Here is a 22,206-nt window from a genome sequence, read left to right as displayed (position 1 = left end):
GGAGTCGTTCGTCAGAGCAGCAGGCCGTACACCGCCACGTCGACACGCTCGGGCCCGAGGGGCAGCGCCCCGCGCAGGGTGCCCTCGTGCGTGAAGCCGAGCCGCTCGGCGAGCCCCCGGCTCCGCGCGTTGTCGACCGCCGTCCGGATCTCCATCCGTGCGGACCCGCGCGCTCGGGCGACCCCGATCAGCACCGTGGCGGCCCGCCGGACGACACCACGGCCCTCCTGTCCGGCGTCCACCCAGTAGCCGAGCGATGCCTGGCCCAGGTACGGGTCGAACGTCAGCGAAGCCACCCCGACGATCCGGTCGTCCTGGCGGATGACGCAGGGGAGCGCGCGGTCCATCGCGAACTGGCCGAGCAGCCGTTCGGTGTGCAGGGCGATGGCCTCGCGGGTCTGGGGGTCCCATGCCCAGGGCTCGGCGGCCCGCAGACGATCGGTGTTGGCGTGCACGAGTGCGAGCACCTGGTCGACCGTCGTCAGGTCGCGCAGCGTCAGCGTGTAGCCGTCACCGAGATCGCGTCCGAACGTCGTCACCGTCCAGACACTAGGCACCCCTGCCTGTCACTCGTACCGGAGCGCCTCGATCGGGTTCTGCCGTGCGGCTCGTCGTGCCGGCAGGGTGCCCGCCAGGAATGCGATGAACATCACGACGAGGATGATCGTGGCGACCGACCCCGGCGCGAACTGCATGATCTGCAGCCCCGGCAGGTCCTTGAGGAGCGTGCCGGCCAGGACGTTCGAGATCCCGGTGCCGAGCAGGATCGCGACCCCGGCGCCGATGGCACTGCCGAGGAACCCGATGAACACCGCCTCGAGCGAGAACAGCGTGTAGACCTTGCCGCCGCCCATGCCCATCGCCTTCATCAGGCCGATCTCGCGGGTGCGCTCCTGCACGCTCATGAGCAGCGTGTTGATGATGCCGAAGCCGGCGGCGACGAGCGCGATCACGGCGAAGGCGTTCAGGACCCCCACGATGCCGCTGATGACGGTCTGGAACTGGCCGAGCTGGTCCTGGATGGTCTGGCCGAGGAACCCGTCGTCGGCCAGGGACTTCTTGACCGTGGTCACCGATGCCCCGGCGTCGAGCGTCGCCGTGGCGCTGGCGTAGGACGTCGCGATCGAGTCGGGCTTGCCGATCTCCTGCGCGGCCTGCATGGCGTCGGTCAGTGCGACGTTCGCCCCGGCACCGCTGCCGAACAGCGACTCGTTCTGCACCCCGACGACGGTGGCGGTGAGCGTGTGCTCCTTGCCCTGGTAGTCGTCGACGGCGATCGTGAGCTCCTTGCCGACGGCGGCCGAGGCGCTGCCGAGACCCATGTTCTTCAGGTAGTCGGTCGGCAGCATCACCTGGTTGGCGTCGGTGTCGTCGTCGAGCTGCTTGCCGCTCGCCAGGTCGGCGTCGAGCTCGCCGGCGTTGGCCGTGAGCGACACGACGTACTTGCCCTGGTCGCCGTACTCGGCGTACTTCGGTGCGAGGGCGATCGCCGGACGGAGGCTCTTGATGCCGTCCGTCTTCTCGATCGCGTCGACGTCGGACTGCGACAGGTACGAGAACGACGCGGGGCCGCGGTCGACGCTCTGACCGGACGCCTCGGGGTCGTACTTCGCCGGGCCGCTGTCGGTCGAGGTGCTGTCGACCGCCTTCGTGATGGTCAGCGAACCGGTGTCGCCGATCGAGGAGACCTGGCTGTCGATGTAGTTGCTGACGCCCGTGCCGATGGCCGAGGTGAGCGTGATCGTGAAGGCGCCGATGAAGATCGCGATGACGGTCAGGGTCGTGCGCAGCTTCGAGCGGAAGGTGTTCGAGACCGCGGTGCGCAGGAGGTCGAGGAAGTTCATGCGGAGTGCCTTCCGTGCGTGGCAGACGCGTCGACCGCGTCGTCGGGTCCGCCGACGATCAGGCCGTCGCGGACGTTCACGCTGCGGTCGCAGCGCGCGGCGAGCTCTTCGTCGTGCGTGACCACGACGAGCGTGATCCCCCGCTCGCGCTGCAGCCCGAACAGCATGTCCTCGACCACCTGTCCGGTGTTCGTGTCGAGGTTGCCGGTCGGCTCGTCGGCGAAGATCACGCTCGGCTCACCGACCAGCGCCCGGGCGATGACCACGCGCTGCTTCTGGCCGCCGGACAGGTCGTTGGCGTCGTTCTTGGCCTTGTCGGCCAACCCGAGGGCGTCGAGCGCCGCCATGCCCCGGCGCTTGCGCTCGGCTCCGGAGACACCGGCGATCTTGAGCGGGAGCACGACGTTGTCGAGCACCGAGGTCTTCGGCGTCAGGAAGAACTGCTGGAACACGAACCCGAAGGTGCTGTTCCGGGTGCGGTTGACCTGCCGCGCTCCGAGCGTCGCCGCGTCGGTGCCGTCGAGCAGCACCTGTCCGGCCGACGGCTTGTCGAGCAGTGCGAGCAGGTGCATCAGCGTCGACTTGCCGGAGCCGGACTTGCCGACGATCGCCAGGCTCTCGCCCTGGTGCACCGCCAGCGACACCCCCTTGAGCGCGTCGAACCGCGTCGCGCCGCGGCCGTAGGTCCTGGCGAGGTCACGGGCCTCGAGCACGGGAGTGGTCATGGGTTCACCGTAGTGTCCGATGCACGACTGCAAGTTTGCGTTTGCTGTAGATCATGTGACGTTCCGGTTACAGTCGGGCCATGCCCGACTCCGCGACGCCGTCAGAACTCGGTCTCCGTGACCGCAAGCGCATCGAGACCCGCAACCGCATCGCCGAGGCGGCTCGGTCCCTGGCCCTCGAGCAGGGCGTCGACGGCACCACGATCGAGCAGATCGCCGCGCGGGCCGACGTCTCCCCGCGGACGTTCTTCAACTACTTCGAGAGCAAGGAGGACGCGGTCCTCGGGCACACCGAGCTCGACCTCGAACCCGCCACCCTCGAGGCGCACCTGGCGGCCGTCGCGGGGGAGCCGGCGGCGCAGGCCGTCGTGGACCTGGCGTTCCTGGTGTTCGGGTCGTCGTTCGGCGACGAGCACGAGCGGCTCGAGCGCAAGGCCGTCATCGTGCGGTTCCCACAGCTGATGCGTCGGCAGGTCACGCGGATGACCACGGTCGCCGAGGCGATGACCGGCGCGGTGCGCACGATCCTCGAACGCGACCCGGCCTGGGGGCCGGAGGCGGCGACCCCGCAGGCGGCGGAGATGCTGCTCGGCATGTGCATGACGGGGCTCCGCAGTGCCGCTCGGCACGAGGGTTCCGACCCGGAACAGGTGCGGGCGGCGGTGGTCGCGTCGATCCGCGACACGGCTGCGCGCATCGCCGCGGCCTGAGACGCGACCACGAACGCAGGGGAGGCACGGTGCCAGCTGGCACCGCGCCTCCCGTCCGTTCGTGGGGACGTCGAGAACGGTCAGGGCTTCGTGATGAAGCCCTCCTTCACCATCCAGTCGAAGGCGACGTCCGCCGGCTCACGCCCCTCGACGTCGACCTGACGGTTGAGCTCCTGCAACACCGCGTCCGTGAGCTTCGGCGAGATCTGGTCGTAGATCCCCTCGAGCTGCGGGTACTCCTTGAGCGTCTTCGAGTCGATGACGGGCGCGACGTTGTACGCCGGGAAGAACCCCTTGTCGTCCTCGAGCACCGTCAGCCCGAGCGACTTGATGCGGCCGTCGGTGGTGAAGACCTCACCGAAGTTGCACTTGCCTCGGTCGGTGGCCGTGTAGACCGTGCCGGTGTCGAGGATGCTGACGTTGCTGCTCGGAACACCGTTCGACCCCGAACCACCGAGCTCCAAGCCGTACTTCTTGAGCATCGGCTTGAAGCCGTCGGCACGGGAGTTGAACTCCGACTCCACGCAGAACGTGCGCTGGTCGACCGGCAGCTTCGTGATGTCGGAGAGCGTCTTGACGTCCCCGAGCTCCTTGACGGCCTCGTTGCGGACGGCGAACGCGTAGGTGTTGTTCATCGGCGCGGGTTCGAGCCACGTCAGCCCGTTGCCGGCGTCCTCCTTCTTCACCGCCGTCCACTGCTCGGTCTTGTCCGGGATCCCCTTCGTGTGACCCATGAAGGTCAGCCAGGCGGTGCCGGTGTACTCGTACGTGAAGTCGGCCGCGTGCGAGGTCATCAGCTCACGGACCGCGACGCTGCCGGGCACGTTCGTCTCGTCGGTGACGTCGAACCCGGCGGCCTTGGCGGCGAGCACGGCGATCTTGCCGAGCACGAGCTGCTCGGTGAAGTTCTTCGACGTCACGGTGATGTGGGCGCCGGCCGGCAGGTCGTCGATGCGCTGGATGGAGCCGGCGCCGGCCTCGGGCACGAACGACGTGGCGGGCTGCAGGCCGCACCCGGTCAGGACGAGGGCAGTGGCACCGGCGACGAACGCGGCGGCTCCGACCCGGGTGCGGGTGCGGCGGGTGCTGCGGGTGCGGCGGGTCATCGGAGTCCCTTCGGTCGTGCGACCGTCTCGACCACGCGGCCGAGCCAGTCGATGGAGAGGGCGAGCAGGGCGACGAGCAGGGCCCCGGCGACGAGCACCTTCGGCAGGAACAGGGTCACGCCCGTGGTGATGAGCAGACCGAGTCCGCCCGCACCGACGAAGGTCGCCAGGCTCGCCGTACCCACGAGCAGCACGAGGGCGGTCCGGATGCCGGAGAGCATCACGGGCACCGCGAGCGGCAGTTCGACGCGCATCAGCACGCTGAAGGCGCTCATGCCCATGCCGCGACCGGCCTCGACCAGGCGGTCGTCGACGCTCTGCACGCCGATCATGGTGTTCCGGAGCACCGGCAGGATCGCGTAGAGCACGAGCGCGATGACGGCGGACGAGCTGTTCAGGCCGAGCCAGGCGGCGAGCAGCACGATGAGGCCGACGGCCGGGGCCGCCTGCCCGAAGTTCGCGACGGCGAGCACGTACGGGCTCGCCCGGCGCAGCGGCCCGCGGGTGAGCACGACGCCCAGCGGGATGCCGATCACGAGCACCAGGACCGTCGACTGCAGGGTCAGCACGAGGTGCTGGCCGGTCAGGGCCAGGATGTCCGCCGGGTTGAGCGTCGTGCGCTCCGTCGGGGTCAGGTCCGCCGTCGCGAGCCACACCGCGAAGCCGGCCAGCACGACCAGGATCGCGATCGGCTGGAACAGCAGGCCCTTCCACGAGGTGCTCGCACCGGTGGCGGGGCCGGCAGTGGCGACTGCGCTCACAGGTCTTCTCCGGTGGGCATGGCCGACACCGGTGACGACGGCATGGTCTCGATCGGGTTCGTGTTCGTGCCGACCGGCGTGTAGGCCTGGTCGCCTGCGGCGGTCGCGCGGGAGCGGGTGATCGCCTCCATCACGGTCTCGACGGTGATGACCCCGCGGAACGCGTCACGACGACCGGTGACGAGCGCGGCGCCGGCGCTCGAGACGAGCATGGTGTCGAGCGCGTCGTTGAGGGTCGCGGCCTCGCCCACGACGGGCAGGCCGGGCTCGACGCCGTCGGGGATCCGGTCGAGGCGCTCGAGCTGGCGGCGCGACGGCCACCCGATCGGCCGCTGGCGGTGGTCGACGACGACCGCGTGCTGGTGCCCGCCGGCCTCGTTCATCCGCTGCAGCACGGCCTTGACCTCTTCGCCGGGCGAGCAGGTCACGGCCGACTCGACCTCGACGTCGCGCACGCGGTTCAGCGTGAGCTGCTTCAGGCCGGCGCCGGAGCCGATGAAGTTCTCGACGAACTCGTTCGCCGGCTCGGCCAGGATCCGCTCCGGGGTGTCGTACTGCACGATGTGCGCACCCTCGGTGAAGATGACGATCCAGTCGCCGAGCTTCACGGCCTCGTCGAAGTCGTGCGTGACGATGACGATCGTCTTGTGCAGCTCCTCCTGGATGCGCAGGAGCTCGTCCTGCAGGCGCTGGCGGGTGATCGGGTCGACGGCGCCGAACGGCTCGTCCATGAGCAGGACGGGCGGGTCCGCCGCGAGCGCACGGGCCACGCCGACGCGCTGCTGCTGGCCACCGGAGAGTTCGCGGGGGAACCGGTCGCGGTAGGTGTCGGGGTCGAGCGAGACCAGGTCGAGCAGCTCGTCGACCCGCGCCGCGATCTTCTCCTTCGACCAGCCGAGCATCTTCGGCACGATCGCGATGTTCGCCGCGACCGTCATGTGCGGGAAGAGCCCGCCGGCCTGGATCACGTAACCCATGCGGCGACGGAGCTCGTCGCCGTCGATGCCCGTGACGTCGTCGTCGCCGACGACGATCCGGCCCTGGGTGGGCTCGATCAGGCGGTTGATCATCTTGAGGGTCGTCGTCTTGCCGCAGCCGGACGGGCCGACGAGCATGACGATCTTGCCGGCCGGGATCTCGAGCGTGATGCCGTCGACGGCGGGCTTCGACTGCCCGGGGTACCGCTTGGTGACCTCGTCGAGCAGGATGCTGCGCCCGGTGACGTCCCCGTCGGGCGCGGTGGTGGTGGCGGAGTCAGTGCTGGACACGGATACCTCTCGAGATGGTCAGGCGGCCGAGGCCGATGAGGAGCAGGTCGAGGACCAGGGCGAGCAGGACGACGCCGACCACCCCGACCACGACGGAGAACAGGGCGTTGGCGCCGCCGAGGCGGGACAGCCCGGAGAAGATGAAGCCGCCGAGCCCGGGGCCGAGCGCGTACGCGGCGATGGCGGCGATGCCCATCACCATCTGCGCGGCAACGCGGACACCGCTCAGGATGATCGGCCACGCCATCGGCAGCTCGACCTGCAGCAGGGTGCGGAACCGGCTCATGCCGATGCCGCGCGCCGACTCGACGACGGCAGGCGGGATCTCGGCGAGACCCACGACCGCGTTGCGCAGGATCGGCAGCGCGGCGAAGAAGACGACCGTCACGACCGACGGCAGGACGCCGAAGCCGAGCGGGACGATGAGCAGGCCGATGACGGCGAACGACGGCAGGGTCAGGCCGATGGCCGACACCCCGTTCGCGAACGCGGTCAGGCGCGGGCTGCGGTAGGCGAGTGTGGCGAGCACCACGGCGATGACCGTGGCGAGGACGACGCACTGGACGACCAGTGAGAAGTGCTGCCACGATGCGAACCAGATCTGGTTCCATCGCTCCACGACGTACTGGAACACGGGTGGGCGCTCCCCTTCCGGTCGGCTGAACTGCCCACAGATCGGGGCACGAGCTCGGCCAAAGCTACGCAGCAGCTGGACCGGTTGTACAACGCAACCCCACCGAGACGACGGTTTCCCTTGCAGTTGCGAGGAGGACAACCCCTGATCAGCAGGGGTTCAGCAGGGCGAGCCTGGGAGAACGGTAACGATCGGTCTGCCTGCTCGGCTATGCGCCGAGGCCGCGCAACCCCGCTCGCTCCGCGATGTCGACGAGCTGCTCGCGCCACCGGACCCATTCGTCCGGGGACTTGTCGGCCAGGTTGCCGTCACCGTCGCCGGCCAGGCCGTCGAGCATCTCGCGCACGATGTCGGCGTGACCCGCGTGCCGAGCGGTCTCGTACGCCATGTGCACCAGGATCCGGTGCAGCGTGACGTCCCGGTGCCCCTCCGGCCACCACGGCACGGTCCCGGTGGCGGTGAGGTCGAGCGCCTCGATCGTGGCGTCGGCGTGGGCGGCACTCCGGTGGTGGAAGGCCACGATGTCGGCCATGGTCTCGTCGAGCGAGGCGTACATGTCCTCGCCGTCCTCCGACTCGAGCCAGGCGGGCTGGTCCGGCAACGGCCTCCCGAACACCTCGCCGAAGTAGCCGGCCTGGACCCCGGCGACGTGCTTCACGAGCCCGAGGACGTTCGTGCCCGTCGGCGTCACCGGCCAGCGCGCCTGACGCTCGGCCAGCCCGTCGAGCTTGGCCAGCAGGGCGGCGCGGTGCTTCTGCAGGTACCGGTGCAGCGTCCGCTTCACCGCGGCGTCGGCGGCAGCGGCGTCCGCGTGCGCGCCCGCGCCGTCCGCGGCCGCCGCACCGTCGGGGTTCGGTGCTGCCCCTTCGTCCGACAGCAGGGCGTTGCCGCTCGCGGCCAGGGTGCTGGTGCTCGCGGGGTGCACCTCGGGGACCGCTTCGACGTCGCTCATGCCCCCGATCGTGCCACCCGGAGCTCCTGCAGGCGCGTCGACTCCTGCACGGCGACGCGTTCGGCCGTCAGGAGCAGCCCGGCGACCTCGGCGCCGGTGCGTGCCGGGGCGTCGTTCCAGCTCGTCAGGTCCCGTACCCGCCCCATCCGGATGTCCGGCGCGGGGCACCACAGCACGGGCTCGCCCTCGTCGCGGGCGAGGGCGTGCCACACGACGTCGAGCGCGTGCTGCACCCGGGGAGCGTGCACCGCGTGCGGCCCGCCGGCGGCGGACACGACCGCACCGACCAGGCAGGCGCCGACGAGCGGCCGGCCCTGTACGTCCATCGCGGCGGCACTGGAGGCCTTGCGCTCCCGGCCGTGCTCGTCGAGGTAGGCGAACCAGGCGTGCTGGACCCACCCGCGTTCGACGACCGCGCGGGCGTCGGAGAGCAGGTGGACGAGTTCGCCGAGTTCGCGCACCCGGTCGTCGACCCGTCGCGCGCGGGCGGCGGCGCGGCGGTCCGAGAGACGGTCGAGCAGGCCGCGGAGACCGGGTCGGACGGGGGCGGGGGAGGCGTCGGTGGCGACGTCGTGCTGGACGCGGAGCTCGAGGGTCATGGCGGCCCCTCCGATCGGCTGTGCACGGATGGTGCGGTCACGATAGCCCCGTGGGGACTCAGTCGTCCAGCACCGCGTCGATGCTCCGTCTCGCGACGCTCCGGAAGGCGCGTTCGTCGGCGGTCGCCAGCGCGGACGCGAGCGCGACCACCCACCCGCGTGCGCGCAGCCAGGTGGCGTCCGAGGCCGCGACGCGCGCCCGGAACGCGGAACGCCCCGGTACGTCGAGCGTCAGCCAGGCGGTGGCGAGGTCGACGGCGGGGTCGCCCGCGGTGACGTCCCCGAAGTCGACCACGGCCGACAGTCGGTCGACACCGTCCGACGAGTCGACGAGCAGGTTGAAGGGGTGCAGGTCGCCGTGCACCCAGACGGGAGGCCCGGCGTGCGCGGGCGCGGCGGCTGCGGTCCGCCACAGCGTGGCCAGCTCTCCGGCCCGGTGCACGCCGTGCTCGTCGAGTCGCGTCAGCACGGCGTCGCTCCGCGACACGAGCGGCACCGCACGGAACGGGTTCGCCGGGGCGTCGGCCGGGGCGGGGACGTGCAGGAGCCCGACGAACGCGGCGAGCGCCTCGGCGACGCGGACCCCGGCCGCACGTTCACCGATCGCCGTGCCGGGCAGCCACGGCACGATGCTCCACGACCACGGGTAGCCGAGGGCGGGGCGTCCGGTGCGCACCGCGGCCGGCACCGGGACGACCGATCCGACCCGGGCGGCGATGTCCGGCAACCAGCGCTGTTCGTGCTCGACGAGCCGTGCGGCCAGCTCCCGACGGGGGACCCGGACGGCCAGGTCGTCGCCCAGACGCAGCACGACGTTGTCCCAGCCGTTCGCGACGACCTCGAGCGGGAGGCGCGCCAGGTCGGGGTGCTGGTCGCGCAGCAGGGACCGGACGAGCGGGACGTCGACGTCGACCTCGGCAGCGGGTGTGGGCACCGCGTCAGGCTAGTGGGCCGCCGGACACATGCCCGCGAACTGGGGCCGGTGGCGCGACACCCTTCTCGGTAGTCTCAGAGGCGAGGTGACGTGGGTGTTTCCCTGGGGGGACCCGCGTCACTCCGGAGCGATGAGCGCGACGAGCCGCGGGATCTCCGGACGCAGCCGTTCGGTGACGAACGCGTCCAGCAGGACCGTCCAGAGTTCCCGCAGGCCCGCGAACAGGTCGGCCCGACGGGTCATCACGTCCGAGACGGTCTGCACGCCGGTGTAGGCGCGGACGACGACCCGGCCGACCAGGTCCGGGTCCCACCGCGGGTCGATCTCGCCCGCGTCGACGGCCTGCCGCGCGAAGTCGGCGACCACCGTGGTCCAGTCGGTGTACGGGTCCTGCCGGTCGACGTCGCTCGTGGCCACGTCGGTGGACAGCCGGACACCGGCGCTGACCACCACCTCGGTCGTCATCTGCACGGCCAGCCCCTGTGCCAACCACAGGATCCACTCGAGCGGGGTCGTCCCCTTCGACACCGCCGCCTCGCCGTACCGCCGGGAGATCGCGTGCTGCTCGGCGATCACGGCACCCGCCATGTCGGCCTTCGACGTGAAGTGGAAGTACAGCGCACCCTTGGTCATCCCGATGCGCTCGGCGATGCCGTCCATCGAGGCACCGACGTACCCGCGTTCGTCGAACTCCGCGGCCGCGCCCTCGATGATCGCCGTGCGGGTCGCGAGCGACCGCTGCTGCCGGGTCGGTCGGTCCTGCGCCATGGGGTCCGATCGTAGTCAGCGCACGCTGCCGCCGGGGCCGGCTGGCCGCATTCGGCATGCGTTCGGCCGGGTGCCCTACGGTCTGTCGCCATGGACGGATGGCGGAACCCTGCGCGCTGGGCACGGACGGGTCGGTGGCTGCTGCTGCCGATCGCGGTGCTGGACTGGGTCGCGCTCGCGCCGCAGACCATCGTGGTGCTCGCGTTCCTGATCGCCGTCGTCGGGCTCGCCGGCATGGGTGCGGCCCTCGTGGTGCACATGCTCCGCCGGTCCCGTGGGGCGATGGCCGGCCTCGGCGTGGTGATGCTGCTCGGCGGGCTCGTCGTGTTCGGCCTCGACCCGTTCCCGGGCTCGTTCCCGCTCATCCAGTCGTGGTGGCCGGAGTCGATCACGCAGCCGCAGCACGTCGGCAGCGCGTACTGGCAGCTCGCCGGACTGGGCATCGAGCTCGCCGGGTTCGCCCTGCTCGCCACGCTGCTCGTGGTCTCGCTGACCGGGACCCCGCGCCCACGGCAGGACCGCTTCCGCTCCTGACGCGCGCGGCATGCACGCTCAGTGCCGTGTGAGCACCACCAGCGTGACGTCGACCACGGCGTCCGTGGGGACCGCCGTGCGCACCCGTTCGACCACGGTGGCCCCGTCCGGAGCCGAGCGCACCAGCGCGGCGAGGTCGTCCAGGTGCCGGAGCCCCTCCAGCGACAGGACGCCCTGGGTGCAGATCGCCAGCCGGTCACCGGGTTGCAGGTCGAGCGCGCCGGGCGACCTGGGGATCGACGCCGGCTGCAGCCCGAGCGGTAGGTCGAGCGGGTGCAGGACGCGAGCCGGACCGTCGGCGGGGACGAGCACTGCGAGGCCGTGGCCTGCGTCGCCGAAGTCGACGTGACCCGACGTCGGGTCGAGCCGCAGGTGGAAGAGCGAGCCGACGGCGTCCGCAGCCGACAGGTCGGCGGTGACCTGCGCCTCCAGGCCGACCATCGCGTCCGACATGTCGGTGCCGGTCCGTGCCGCCACGGCACCGCGGACCGCCGCGGCGAGCAGGCCCGACGCCGGGCCGGCGGCGCTCACCCGGCCGACGGTGACGTGCAGGGCAGAGTCCGGTGCGACGCGCCAGTCGGCGACGTCACCCCCGCCGTCGTCGTGCTGGGCCACCAGGACGTCGAGGTCGTACCCCGGCACCGCGACCGGGTCCGGCACCAGGCCGTCGAGCACCCGACGGACCCGCCCGCGGTCGATGGCGACGCCGAGCTCGCGCTCCGCCCACCGGGCCAGGTCACCCAGCAGGGCGACGTCGTCCGGCGAGAACGTGCGCGGAACAGCGTCCATCAGGCACAGCGTGCCCACCCGTGTGCCGTCGACCATGGTCAACGGTGCGCCCGCGTAGAACCGGATGCCGTGCTCGGCCACCGCCGCCGTGTGCGCGAACCGGGCGTCGAGCGACGCGTCCGGGATCACCATCGGTTCGCGGGTGAGCACCGTCGACGCGCAGAACTGCTCGCTGGCGGGGACACTCGACCCCTGGTGCCAGCCGAAGGTCGACTGCGTGGTGACGAGGTCGTGGTGGACGAGGTTGAGGAAGGTCAACGGGACGTCGAACGCCTCGTGGGCCATGCGGGTGATGCGGTCGAAGCGCTCCTCGGGTCCTGATCCCAAGATGGCGAGCGCCTCGATCACCGCGGTGCGCTTGTCCGCACCGTCGAGATGGTTGGTCACCCGGCCTGTCTACCCCCATCGTCCGACAGGAACCAGTCCCGTGGGTGGGGGTCAGCCGTCAGCTCGCGGCGCTCGGACACCGGGGCGGCCCAGGCGGCGGCGTTCGACAGCACGCGCTGGATGTCCGGGTGGTGGTAGACGGGGTACTCCTGGTCGCCGGGCGAGAAGTAGAAGACCTTGCCGAGCCCCCGGCGGTACGCGACACCGGAGCGGAAGACCTCGCCGCCGGCGAAGGTCGACAGGAACACCTCTTCGTCGGGGCGCGGGATGTCGAAGTACTCGCCGTACATCTCCTGCCGGTCGATGACGATCGGGTGCGGGACCCCGGCGGCGATCGGGTGCTCGGGCGCGACGGTCCAGACGAGTTCGCGCTCGCCGTCGTTCCGCCACTTCAGCGAGCAGGTCGTGCCCATCAGGCGCTTGAACGGCTTGGAGTAGTGGCCGGAGTGCAGCACCACCAGGCCCATGCCGGCGTGCACGGCGTCGACGACCAGGTCGACGACGGCGTCGCTCACCTCGTCGTGGGCGGCGTGGCCCCACCAGAACAGCACGTCCGTGGTTGCCAGTCGTTCGGCGGTGATGCCGTGGTCGGGTTCCTGCAGGGTGGCGGTGGAGACGTCGGCCCCGGGCTGCAGCTGCCGGAGCGCCTCGGCGATCACTGTGTGCATGCCGTCGGGGTAGTGCCCGATGACCGTCGCGTCACCGCGGGTCTCGTGCACGTTCTCGTTCCAGACGACGATGTTCAGGGGACGGTTCTCGGTCGACGGCGACATGGGACCCACGATACCCGTGATCGCTTTGCGCAGGTCCTGGCGTTTTCTGATCGTTTGGCCTACCTTCAGATCACAATCGCGCAGGCGGCGGTGCCAGGGGGTGCCGGTCACCGCCCGCGCCGAGGACAGGGGCTCGTCCGATGCAGCACCGCACCATCACCACCGTCGCACTCGCGGCGGTGCTCGCACTCGCCGTACCGACCACCGCGTGGGCATCACCCACCGGTCACCACTCGAAACGGAGCACGACCACCTCGACCGTGACCTACACGGCGAGCGACGCGGTCATCCCGAACCCCTCCCGCGGGTTCGACCACACCACCGAGACGCACTACCGCGCCGACGGCACCGGGTACACGCCGCTCGACGCCGCGACACTCCGGGGCTACCGGGCCGACGGCGTCACGCAGGTCGTCCGGGTGTTCTACATGGAGGCGTTCGTCCAGCAGCGGCAACTCAGCCCGGCCTGGCTCGCGCTCGTGCAGCACGACTACGACACCGCGCGCGCAGCCGGCGTGGGTGTGATCACCCGGTTCGCGTACGTCCAGGGTGGCTCGTACCCGTACTCGGCGCCCTACGGTGACGCCGACTTGCCGACCGTGCTCGCGCACATCGAGCAGCTCACCCCGACGCTCCGCCGGAACGCCGACGTCATCCCGACCCTGCAGGGGGGATTCATCGGGCTCTGGGGCGAGGGCTACTACACCGACCACTTCGCGAGCGACCCGGCGAACCCGGGTGTGCTGACCGAGGCCGACAAGGACGCCCGACGACAGGTCCTGCAGGCCGAACTCGCCGCCCTGCCCTCCAGTCGCTCGGTCCAGGTCCGCACGATGCAGATGAAGCAGGACGCACTCCGCACGCCGTCCGGCACGGCCGGGGCGCTCACCCCGGAGCAGGCGCACGACGGATCGGCAGCGTCGCGCATCGGGCACCACAACGACTGCTTCCTCGCCTCGCCGGACGACTTCGGCACGTTCCTGAGCAACCCGCTGTCGCTCGACCAGGACTACCTGGCGGCGGAGTCGCGGTACGTCCCCGTCGGTGGTGAGACCTGCGCCGTGAACGCGCCGCGGACCGACTACCCGTCCGCCTCGGCCGAGATGGCGAAGTACCACTACAGCTACCTCAACCTCGACTACAACAAGGACGTCCTGGCGACCTGGGGCGCGGACGGCATGACCGACGCCGCGAAGAAGCTCGGCTACCGCTTCACGATGACGTCGAGCACCGCCACCTCGGGCGCGAAGCCGTCGGTGGCGGTGTCGATCCGGAACGACGGCTGGGCGGCGCCGTACAACAGCCGCCCGGTGCAGCTCGTCCTGACCGACGGCGATCGCCGGGTGACCGTGCCCGTGGCCGCCGACGCGTCGTCCTGGCAGCCGGGACGGACCGTGACCGTCCGGGCGTCGCTGGCCGACGTGCCGAACGGGCGCTGGAGCGTCGCACTCGCCCTGCCCGCGCCGGAGGCCTCGGTGGCGGCGAACCCGGCCTTCGCGATCCAGACTGCGAACACCGGCACGTGGGACGCGAGCACGGGTGTGAACCGCCTCGGCCAGACGGTGGTCGTGCGGCACTGAGCGGACCTGCAGCGCGCCCCAGGTCGGACGATCCGGGGCGTTCTGCTGTCTGTCAACCGGGTCCGCCACGATTGACGGCATGACTCCGCGCTCCCTGTTCCGCGCCGCCGCGGTCGCCGAACTCGTGACCTGGACCCTGCTCATCCTCGGGATGGTGCTCAAGTACGGCCTGGACGCCGGCGACTGGGGCGTCCGGATCGGCGGTGGGGTGCACGGCTTCGTGTTCCTGGCGTACCTGGTGGTCACGACGGTCGTCGCGGTGAACCAGCGGTGGTCGTTCGGGGCACTCGTGCTCGGCTGGGCCAGTGCCGTCGTGCCGTACGCCACGGTGCCGTTCGAGGTCGCGGTTGCCCGCCGCGGCATGCTCGAGGGCTCCTGGCGCCGCTCGCCGGACGCCCACTCGGGCTTCTGGGACCGCCTGCTGTTCTTCGTGGTGCGTCGGCCCGCCGTGGCCGTGGGCATCGGGGTCGTGGCCGTTGCCCTGGTCTTCACCGGGCTGCTCGCCGCCGGCCCGCCCGTGCCGTCCCGCGGCTGACGCGACGAGCGCCCCCGCGTCACTTCGTGAGCAGCTGTGGTCGGGTTCGTGGTGCGGACGCGACCATTCCTGCTCACGAAGCGCGGCGGTGGTCGCGACCACGGACGGACGGGAGGCCCAGTGCCAGCTGGCACCGGGCCTCCCGTCCGTCGGCTGGTCGTTGCTAGAGCGCTGCCAGCGCCGCGTTCAACGTGGCGGACGGACGCATGACCGCGCTCGTCTTGGCGTCGTCGGGGCGGTAGTAGCCGCCGATGTCGGCCGGGTGACCCTGCACCGAGACGAGCTCGTCGACGATGGTGTGCTCCTGCTCACCGAGCTTCGCCGCGAGGTCCGCGAACGACGCCGCGAGCTCGGTGTCCTGGGTCTGCGCCGCGAGCTCCTCGGCCCAGTACTTCGCCAGGTAGAAGTGGCTGCCGCGGTTGTCGATCGAGCCGAGCTTCCGACCCGGGGACTTGTCCTGCTCCAGGAACGTCCCGGTGGCACGGTCGAGGGTCTCGCCCAGGATCTTCGCCCGCTCGTTGCCCGTCACACCGGCGAGGTGCTCGAGGCTGACCGCCAGTGCGAGGAACTCGCCCAGGCTGTCCCAGCGCAGGTAGTTCTGCTGCACGAGCTGCTGCACGTGCTTCGGGGCGGAACCACCGGCACCGGTCTCGAACAGGCCGCCACCGCCCAGCAGCGGGACGACGGAGAGCATCTTCGCCGAGGTGCCGAGCTCCATGATCGGGAACAGGTCGGTCAGGTAGTCGCGCAGGACGTTGCCGGTGACCGAGATGGTGTCCTCGCCGCGGCGGATGCGCTCGAGCGAGAAGCGCATGGCGTCCTCGGGCGCGAGGATCTCGATCTGCAGGCCCTCGGTGTCGTGCTCGCCGAGGTACTGGCGGACGAGCCCGATGAGGTTCGCGTCGTGCGCACGGGTCTCGTCGAGCCAGAACACGGCCGGCGTCGCGGAGGCACGGGCGCGGGTGACGGCGAGCTTCACCCAGTCGCGGATGGCGACGTCCTTGGTCTGGCAGGCGCGCCAGATGTCACCGGGCTCGACGTCGTGCTCGATGACGACGTCGCCCGAGGCGGTCGCGACGCGGACCACACCGGCGCCGGGGAGCTCGAACGTCTTGTCGTGCGAGCCGTACTCCTCGGCCTTCTGCGCCATCAGGCCGACGTTGGGCACGGAGCCCATCGTCGACGGGTCGAAGGCGCCGTGGGCGCGGCAGTCGTCGAGCACGGCCTGGTAGATGCCGGCGTAGCTCGAGTCGGGGATGACGGCGAGGGTGTCGTGCTCGTCGCCGTCCGGGCCCCACATGTGGCCCGAGGTGCGGATCATCGCGGGCATCGAGGCGTCGACGATGACATCGCTCGGCACGTGCAGGTTCGTGATGCCCTTGTCCGAGTCGACCATGGCGAGCTCGGGGCCGTCGGCGATGCCCTGCTTGAAGGCACGCTCGATCTCGGCGCCGTTCGGCAGCGCACCGAGGCCGGCGAGGATCGAACCGAGGCCGTCGTTCGGGGTCAGGCCCGCGGCGGCGAGGTCGGCGCCGTATCGCTCGAACACCGACGGGAAGAACGCCTTGATGACGTGGCCGAAGATGATCGGGTCCGAGATCTTCATCATCGTGGCCTTGAGGTGCACGGAGAACAGGACGTCCTCGGCGGCGGCGCGCTCGATCTGCTTGCGCAGGAACGACTCGAGTGCGGCCACGTGCAGCACGGTGCCGTCGACGACCTCGCCCTGCAGCACGGGGATCGACTGCTTGAGGACCTGCTCGCTGCCGTCCTCGGCCACGAAGGTGATCGTCAGGACGTCGTCGGCGGGGGCGATCCAGGACTTCTCGTTCGACCGGAAGTCGTCGACGCCCATGGTGGTGACGTTCGTCTTCGAGTCACGCGACCAGGCGCCCATGCGGTGCGGGTGCTTTCGGGCGTAGTTCTTGACGGACAGGGGTGCGCGGCGGTCGGAGTTGCCCTCGCGCAGCACCGGGTTGACGGCGCTGCCCTGGACGCGGCCGTAGCGGGCACGGACGTCGCGCTGCTCGTCGGTCGTGGCCTCGTCCGGGTAGTCGGGCAGGTCGTAGCCCTGCGCCTGCAGTTCCTTGATCGCGACCTTGAGCTGGGGGATCGACGCCGAGATGTTCGGCAGCTTGATGATGTTCGCCTCGGGGGTCTTCGCCAGGTCGCCGAGCTCGGCGAGGGCGTCGTCCAGGCGCTGCTCGTCGGTGAGCCGCTCCGGGAACTGGGCGATGATCCGGCCGGCGAGCGAGATGTCGCGGGTCTCGACGTCGACACCCGCGGTGCCGGCGAAGGCCTGGATGACCGGGAGGAAGGAGTGGGTGGCGAGGAACGGCGCCTCGTCCGTGAGGGTGTAGATGATCTTGGCCATGCTGGCGGGTACTCCCTTGTTCGACCGTCGGTACGTCCACGGTACTCGTGGCGCAGAATGTCTCGACATCAAGATACATGGCCCCCGCTTCCGCGCGGCAGATGCTCGGCCGACACCCTGGAGGCGCACTGTCGACACATAGGAACGGTGCGTGGACTGGTCTTCCGCAGCACCAGAGCGAGGGAGAGCGCGCATGACCACCACACGGCAGACCCCGGACGACTTCGGCTGGACCGCGGAGGACCTGCGGTCCGCCTACGCCTCGGACGGCAGCGGGCCCTACCGGTACGCCCCGTACGGTTCCGGTCCGTTCTCGTACGACCCCGACGGCTCCGGTCCCTGGCTCGTCGGCCCCGAACCCCGACGGAGCACGAAGCGCTTCGCACCGCGTCAGCGTGGCAGCCGGTCGCGGTTGCGGCGAATCGGGACGGCCTGCACCGCCGGTGCGCTGGCGCTCGTGCTCGCCGTCGGCAGCGTCTCCGTCGTCGCGCACACCGCTCCTCCGCACCCGTCGGTGCAGGCGAGCGCCGCGCAGGGCTCCGGACCCGACGGAGCCTGAGCCTCAGTCGCCGATCGAGACGCGGAACACCCGGACACCGGCGGCACGGAGCCCGGCGAGCCCGAGCCGCATGCGCAGGGGCCGGAAGGGCCGACGGAACCCGGACGACGCCGACGCGGCATCGATCTGGTGCAGGACCTCGGACGTCAGGGTGCGCTCGAGCTTCGGCGCGAGCCGGGTCACCCCGGACACCGTGACGACGATGCGGACGGCGTGCGGCGCGAGCATCGGTGCGATGAGCTCGGCAGCCGCCTGCGCCCGGTGGAACGCGGGGTCGTCCCCGGGGCGACGGATCGCGATGACGGCCAACGCCGCGCCCCACGTCTCCTCGGGGTCCGGCAGGTCGTCGACTCCGATGACCCGCATTCGCGCGGCGTCGATCCCGGCGCGCACCGCCGCGGCCCGGAGCACGGGGAGGAGTTCCTGGGTACCCGCCAGCACGACGTCGGCCGACGCCAGGTCGACCGTTCCGTACCGCTCACGCGGCGATCGGGCCATGGTGCGGGTCCTTCCGTCGCTTTCCCCTGACCGTACCGATGCGGAGGGCCCGGGGGACGCTTCCGCCCGTGGTGATCAGGGGCCTCCCAGCGCACTCGGTAACGAAAAGATCACGAAAGGGCCTGTACAAAGCGACAGAGTCGTGCAGAATGGTGGGCGGCCATGACGACTGCACCCGAACTCGACCAGCACCCGGAGACCCCGGTGGTGCACCTGTCCCGTCGCGCCGCCCTCGAGGCCGAGCGTGCAGCAGCCCGCGGACCGCAGCGTCGCAGCAGGACGGCGCCGGTCGCGAAGGCTGCCAAGGCAGAGAAGCCGGCCAAGGCCGCGAAGGTCGCCAAGCCGGCGAAAGCCGCGAGGCCGGCCAAGGCGCCGAAGGCCGCGAAGGTCACCAAGCCCGTGCAGGCCGTCGTCCTCGCGTCCTCGACCACCGAGCCGGCCGGCCGCCGCTCCGCAACCGCACGCGCCACCACCGAGCACGTCGACGACCGCATCCAGCGCGTCGTCCGTCGCCCCGCGCCCAAGGTGACGCGCGTCGCCAGCGCACCCCGCGCCTCCCGGTCGGCCCGCGCCGGACGCATCACCCTCACCAGCGCCGCCGCCGCCATCGCGATGTTCGCCGCCTCGGCGATGCCCGCCCACGCGAGCGCCGGCACCTCGATGGCCACCTCGACCATCGCGCCCGTCGTGCGCACCCAGGACTACGCCGTGACCCAGGCGGTCACGGCCGCCGGGTTCGACCGTGACGGGTTCACCGTCGGCGGCGGCTCGACCGTCACCACGAAGACCGCTGGTTCCGCCGACACCGCGGCGACCGCGGGTGGCGCCGTGTCGTTCGGCGGCGCGGTCCGCTCGCCGTTCCCCGGCCCCGTGCAGATGAGCTCCGGCTTCGGGTACCGCTCGGCACCGTGCGGCGCGTGCTCGTCGCTGCACCAGGGCCTCGACTTCACCCCGGGCATGGGCACGCCGATCGGCGCCGTCGCCGCGGGCAAGGTCCGGGTCTCGGGCACGTACTTCTCGTACGGCAACGCGGTCATCATCGACCACGTGGTCGACGGCCGTCAGGTCTCCACGCTCTACGGCCACATGATCCCCGGCTCCTCGCCGCTCAAGGTCGGCGACACCGTCGCGGCCGGACAGTTCATCGGGCTCGTCGGGTCCTCCGGCGTCTCGACCGGTGCGCACCTGCACCTCGAGGTCCTGATGGACGGCGTCACGCCGATCGACCCGAAGGCGTGGCTCGAAGCCCGCATCGGTCGCTCGCTCACCCTGTAGCGACTGCCTCTGTGACGATCGCGCCCCGTCGCGAGGTCGGATCCACAGCCGCTGTCGAGCGGCAGCACGGTGATGTCCCAGTCGGCCTGTGCAGACTCACAGGCATGGACGATCCCCACAGACCGCCCGCCCGTCGTCGATCCGAGGCGGCTGCCCGCTGATGGGCGCCGACACCTGGATCGCCTTTGGGCTCGTCATCCTCTTCGTGCTCGTCGGCGGGGTCTTCGCGGCCGCCGAGATCGCACTCGTCTCCCTCCGCGAATCCCAGCTGCAGCAGCTCGAACGCCGCGGCCCTCGCGGGATGCGGGTCGCCGAGCTCGGCCGTGACCCCAACCGGTTCCTGTCCGCCGTGCAGATCGGCGTGACCGTCGCCGGGTTCTTCTCCGCCGCGTACGGTGCGTCCTCGATCGCACCCGACGTCGCACCGCTGTTCCAGGGGCTCGGCCTCGAGCAGGGCACGGCCGAAGCCGTCGCGCTGGTGCTGATGACCCTCGTCATCGCGTACCTGTCGCTCGTGTTCGGCGAGCTCGTACCGAAGCGCCTCGCCCTGCAGCGCGCCGAGGGCTTCTCGATGGCCGTCGCCCCGACCCTGGAGCGCTTCGCGGTGCTGATGCGGCCGGTGATCTGGCTGCTCTCGAAGTCCACCGACACCGTCGTGCGACTACTCGGCGGCGACCCGGACGCCCGCAGCGAGTCGATGAGCACCGAGGAGCTCCGCGGCCTGGTCGACGAGCACACCGGCGTCGACGAGCAGGGACGCCGGATCGCCCGCAGCGCCCTGGACGCCGGTGACCGCATCCTGCGCGAGTCGATGCGACCCTGGTACGACGTCTCGACGCTGGACGCCGGCCTCTCCGTCGCCGAGGCCACCGACCAGGCCATCGCGGCCGGGCACACCCGGTACCTCGTGACCTCCGGCGGGCGCGACGAGGTGCAGGGCTTCGTGCACCTCCGTGACCTGCTGCGTCCGGTCGATCCCTCGGCACCGGTCGCCACGCTCGTCCGGCCGGTGCTCGCCCTGCCCGAGACGAAGTCGCTGTCGAGCGCGATCGCGGACATGCGCACCGACGGCCACCAGATCGCCCTGGTGGTCGACGAGTACGGCGGCAGCGCCGGCATGGTCACGCTCGAGGCGCTGCTCGAGGACCTCGTCGGCCGCATCCGCGACGAGTGGGACTCCACCGAGTACGACGAGTCGGTGCTGGCGCACGACGGCGTCGACGGTGCCACGGTGCTCGAGGACCTGGCTGCGGACGGCGGCCCGGTCCTGCCGGACGGCGACTACGAGACCGTGGGTGGGCTCGTGCAGGTGCAGCTGGACCGCGTCCCCGAGGTCGGTGACGTCGTCCTGGCCGGCGGCCACCGCCTCGAGGTGACCGCCATGGACGGTCACCGCGTCGCGCGGGTGCGCATCGGGGCCGACGCCGCGCCCTGACCGCGCCCCCGCGTCGGACGGGAGGCCCGTGGCGGCCCCGCCACGGGCCTCCCGACCGGCCCTGGTCGCGTCCACCCCGTCGAAGCGACAGAATCCCGCGAACGTTCGGGCACGATCTGTCGCTTTCGCGAACCGGCCGGTAGGGCGACCCGCGAAGTGTCGCTTCTGCGCACCGGGGCTGACGGGTACCGCCCGTGCCTGCCGGACGCACGGCCCGGGCACGTACGCTCGTCGCATGGGTATCGACGTGCGCAACGAGATCCGCGACTTCCTGTCCTCCAGGCGGGCGCGGCTCACCCCCGAGCAGGTCGGCATGCCATCGTTCGGCGGCGGGGTCCGACGCGTGCCCGGGCTGCGTCGGCACGAGGTCGCCATGCTCGCCGGCGTGAGCGTCGACTACTACACGCGGCTCGAGCGCGGCTCGCTCAAGGGCGTCTCGGACAGCGTGCTCGAGGGCCTGGCGAGCGCCCTGCAGCTCGACGAGGACGAGCGTGCGCACCTGTGGGACCTCACGCGGCTGGCGAACTCCGGGGCGAAGGTCATGCACCGGAACGTGCCGACCCGCGTGCGCCCCGGGGTGCAGCGGCTGCTCGACGCCATCACCGGCGCACCGGCCTGGGTGCGGAACGAGCGCGGGGACGTCGTCGCGACGAACGAGCTCGGCCGCGCGCTCTACGCACCGCTCTTCGCCGGCCCCGGACGCCCGGTGAACACCGCACGCTTCACGTTCCTCGACCCGGCCGCCCGCGACTTCTTCCCGGACTGGGCACAGACCGCGAAGGACGCCGTGGCCGTGCTCCGGACCGCCGCGGTGTCGAACCCCTGCGAGCCGGGGCTCATCACGCTCGTCGGTGAACTCTCCACCCGGAGCGAAGAGTTCCGCGGCTGGTGGGCCGCCCACGACGTCCGGATGCAGCGCACCGGCAAGAAGCGCATCGACCACCCGATCGTGGGGGAGCTGCGGCTGTCGTACGAGGCGCTCGACCTGGTCGCCGACCCCGGCCTGACGCTGTTCTCGTACTCGGCCGAACCGGGCAGCGAGTCCGAGCGGTCGCTCGCGCTGCTCGGCAGCTGGGCCGCGACGGAGCGGGCCGAGCAGTACGCGGCCCTGCGCGAGTCGGAGTCCGAGTCCGAGTCGGTCGACTGACCCGGACCCCGCGGGTTCG

General features: G+C 71.3%; 23 protein-coding genes. 8 read left to right on the top strand and 15 right to left on the bottom strand.

Annotated elements, in window-relative coordinates; translation table 11 throughout:
- Positions 1-11 precede the first annotated feature (11 nt).
- From QRN49_RS07645 to QRN49_RS07635, 3 genes are read right to left on the bottom strand one after another with little or no spacing between them, the layout of a single operon-like run.
- Positions 12-539, bottom strand: a complete 528-nt coding sequence (locus QRN49_RS07645) for a GNAT family N-acetyltransferase (RefSeq protein ID WP_164941156.1) — start codon at positions 537-539, stop codon at positions 12-14.
- Between the two features lie 27 nt (positions 540-566).
- Complete coding sequence (locus QRN49_RS07640) at positions 567-1,844, bottom strand: ABC transporter permease (RefSeq protein ID WP_284754983.1); 1,278 nt, start codon at positions 1,842-1,844, stop codon at positions 567-569.
- Positions 1,841-2,569: an ABC transporter ATP-binding protein gene (locus QRN49_RS07635; RefSeq protein WP_031260145.1), complete on the bottom strand. Its 729-nt coding sequence runs from the start codon at positions 2,567-2,569 to the stop codon at positions 1,841-1,843. The genes QRN49_RS07640 and QRN49_RS07635 overlap by 4 nt, the downstream gene beginning before the upstream one ends.
- A gap of 80 nt (positions 2,570-2,649) precedes the next feature.
- On the opposite strand from QRN49_RS07635, the gene QRN49_RS07630 reads away from it, so the two are divergent.
- The gene (locus QRN49_RS07630) at positions 2,650-3,279 is read left to right on the top strand and encodes a TetR/AcrR family transcriptional regulator (protein WP_071406244.1); all 630 of its coding nucleotides are present in this window, start codon (positions 2,650-2,652) and stop codon (positions 3,277-3,279) included.
- Positions 3,280-3,359: 80 nt separating this feature from the next.
- On the opposite strand, the gene QRN49_RS07625 is transcribed toward QRN49_RS07630, so the two are convergent.
- The 8 genes from QRN49_RS07625 to QRN49_RS07590 form a co-directional block, all read right to left on the bottom strand.
- Positions 3,360-4,385 carry a glycine betaine ABC transporter substrate-binding protein gene (locus QRN49_RS07625; protein WP_071406245.1) on the bottom strand — a complete coding sequence of 342 codons (1,026 nt, stop codon included), beginning with the start codon at positions 4,383-4,385 and terminating at the stop codon, positions 3,360-3,362.
- Positions 4,382-5,146, bottom strand: coding sequence for an ABC transporter permease (locus tag QRN49_RS07620; RefSeq protein WP_110865308.1), 765 nt, complete (start codon positions 5,144-5,146; stop codon positions 4,382-4,384). Before QRN49_RS07620 ends, QRN49_RS07625 begins: the two co-directional genes overlap by 4 nt.
- Positions 5,143-6,414 carry an ABC transporter ATP-binding protein gene (locus tag QRN49_RS07615; protein ID WP_017887899.1) on the bottom strand — a complete coding sequence of 424 codons (1,272 nt, stop codon included), beginning with the start codon at positions 6,412-6,414 and terminating at the stop codon, positions 5,143-5,145. The genes QRN49_RS07620 and QRN49_RS07615 overlap by 4 nt, the downstream gene beginning before the upstream one ends.
- Positions 6,401-7,048: an ABC transporter permease gene (locus QRN49_RS07610; RefSeq protein WP_284754978.1), complete on the bottom strand. Its 648-nt coding sequence runs from the start codon at positions 7,046-7,048 to the stop codon at positions 6,401-6,403. The genes QRN49_RS07615 and QRN49_RS07610 overlap by 14 nt, the downstream gene beginning before the upstream one ends.
- A 208-nt stretch (positions 7,049-7,256) precedes the next feature.
- Positions 7,257-8,000: a DinB family protein gene (locus tag QRN49_RS07605; RefSeq protein WP_284754976.1), complete on the bottom strand. Its 744-nt coding sequence runs from the start codon at positions 7,998-8,000 to the stop codon at positions 7,257-7,259.
- Positions 7,997-8,599, bottom strand: coding sequence for a DUF6197 family protein (locus QRN49_RS07600; protein ID WP_194653194.1), 603 nt, complete (start codon positions 8,597-8,599; stop codon positions 7,997-7,999). The genes QRN49_RS07605 and QRN49_RS07600 overlap by 4 nt, the downstream gene beginning before the upstream one ends.
- Positions 8,600-8,657: 58 nt before the next feature.
- A complete protein-coding gene (locus tag QRN49_RS07595) occupies positions 8,658-9,533 on the bottom strand; it encodes an aminoglycoside phosphotransferase family protein (protein ID WP_284754973.1) in 876 nt (291 codons plus the stop codon).
- Positions 9,534-9,650: 117 nt separating this feature from the next.
- A complete protein-coding gene (locus QRN49_RS07590) occupies positions 9,651-10,301 on the bottom strand; it encodes a ScbR family autoregulator-binding transcription factor (RefSeq protein ID WP_284754971.1) in 651 nt (216 codons plus the stop codon).
- 90 nt (positions 10,302-10,391) lie between these two features.
- Here QRN49_RS07590 and QRN49_RS07585 point away from each other — a divergent pair, with 90 nt between their 5' ends.
- Positions 10,392-10,835, top strand: a complete 444-nt coding sequence (locus QRN49_RS07585; protein ID WP_111028891.1) for a disulfide bond formation protein B — start codon at positions 10,392-10,394, stop codon at positions 10,833-10,835.
- 18 nt (positions 10,836-10,853) lie between these two features.
- Here the strand turns inward: QRN49_RS07585 and QRN49_RS07580 are convergent, their stop codons facing one another.
- Together QRN49_RS07580 and QRN49_RS07575 are read right to left on the bottom strand one after the other, a co-directional pair.
- A complete protein-coding gene (locus QRN49_RS07580) occupies positions 10,854-12,011 on the bottom strand; it encodes a GAF domain-containing protein (protein WP_213201477.1) in 1,158 nt (385 codons plus the stop codon).
- Positions 12,008-12,784, bottom strand: coding sequence for a ThuA domain-containing protein (locus tag QRN49_RS07575; protein WP_027466841.1), 777 nt, complete (start codon positions 12,782-12,784; stop codon positions 12,008-12,010). Before QRN49_RS07575 ends, QRN49_RS07580 begins: the two co-directional genes overlap by 4 nt.
- Positions 12,785-12,924: 140 nt before the next feature.
- Here QRN49_RS07575 and QRN49_RS07570 point away from each other — a divergent pair, with 140 nt between their 5' ends.
- Together QRN49_RS07570 and QRN49_RS07565 are read left to right on the top strand one after the other, a co-directional pair.
- A complete protein-coding gene (locus QRN49_RS07570) occupies positions 12,925-14,364 on the top strand; it encodes a DUF4832 domain-containing protein (protein ID WP_284754967.1) in 1,440 nt (479 codons plus the stop codon).
- A gap of 79 nt (positions 14,365-14,443) precedes the next feature.
- Positions 14,444-14,899 carry a DUF3817 domain-containing protein gene (locus QRN49_RS07565; RefSeq protein WP_163342975.1) on the top strand — a complete coding sequence of 152 codons (456 nt, stop codon included), beginning with the start codon at positions 14,444-14,446 and terminating at the stop codon, positions 14,897-14,899.
- A 163-nt stretch (positions 14,900-15,062) separates the two neighbouring features.
- On the opposite strand, the gene QRN49_RS07560 is transcribed toward QRN49_RS07565, so the two are convergent.
- Complete coding sequence (locus QRN49_RS07560) at positions 15,063-17,273, bottom strand: NADP-dependent isocitrate dehydrogenase (protein WP_284754964.1); 2,211 nt, start codon at positions 17,271-17,273, stop codon at positions 15,063-15,065.
- 193 nt (positions 17,274-17,466) lie between these two features.
- Between QRN49_RS07560 and QRN49_RS07555 the strand changes: the two genes are divergently transcribed.
- Complete coding sequence (locus tag QRN49_RS07555; RefSeq protein WP_284754962.1) at positions 17,467-17,832, top strand: hypothetical protein; 366 nt, start codon at positions 17,467-17,469, stop codon at positions 17,830-17,832.
- 3 nt (positions 17,833-17,835) lie between these two features.
- On the opposite strand, the gene QRN49_RS07550 is transcribed toward QRN49_RS07555, so the two are convergent.
- The gene (locus QRN49_RS07550) at positions 17,836-18,330 is read right to left on the bottom strand and encodes a hypothetical protein (protein WP_284754960.1); all 495 of its coding nucleotides are present in this window, start codon (positions 18,328-18,330) and stop codon (positions 17,836-17,838) included.
- Positions 18,331-18,492: 162 nt separating this feature from the next.
- Between QRN49_RS07550 and QRN49_RS07545 the strand changes: the two genes are divergently transcribed.
- The 3 genes from QRN49_RS07545 to QRN49_RS07535 all read left to right on the top strand — a co-directional run bounded on the left by QRN49_RS07545 (position 18,493) and on the right by QRN49_RS07535 (position 22,187).
- Positions 18,493-19,605, top strand: coding sequence for a M23 family metallopeptidase (locus tag QRN49_RS07545; RefSeq protein WP_284754959.1), 1,113 nt, complete (start codon positions 18,493-18,495; stop codon positions 19,603-19,605).
- Between the two features lie 160 nt (positions 19,606-19,765).
- Positions 19,766-21,040: a hemolysin family protein gene (locus tag QRN49_RS07540; protein WP_284754957.1), complete on the top strand. Its 1,275-nt coding sequence runs from the start codon at positions 19,766-19,768 to the stop codon at positions 21,038-21,040.
- 235 nt (positions 21,041-21,275) lie between these two features.
- Positions 21,276-22,187: a helix-turn-helix transcriptional regulator gene (locus tag QRN49_RS07535; protein WP_071406260.1), complete on the top strand. Its 912-nt coding sequence runs from the start codon at positions 21,276-21,278 to the stop codon at positions 22,185-22,187.
- Positions 22,188-22,206 lie beyond the last annotated feature (19 nt).

The sequence above is a fragment of the Curtobacterium sp. ME-Dv--P-122a genome, assembly GCF_030209645.1.
Taxonomy (GTDB): Bacteria; Actinomycetota; Actinomycetes; order Actinomycetales; family Microbacteriaceae; genus Curtobacterium; species Curtobacterium flaccumfaciens.
Note: the sequence above shows the minus strand (reverse complement) of the source record. Positions and strands in the feature narration are given on the sequence as shown.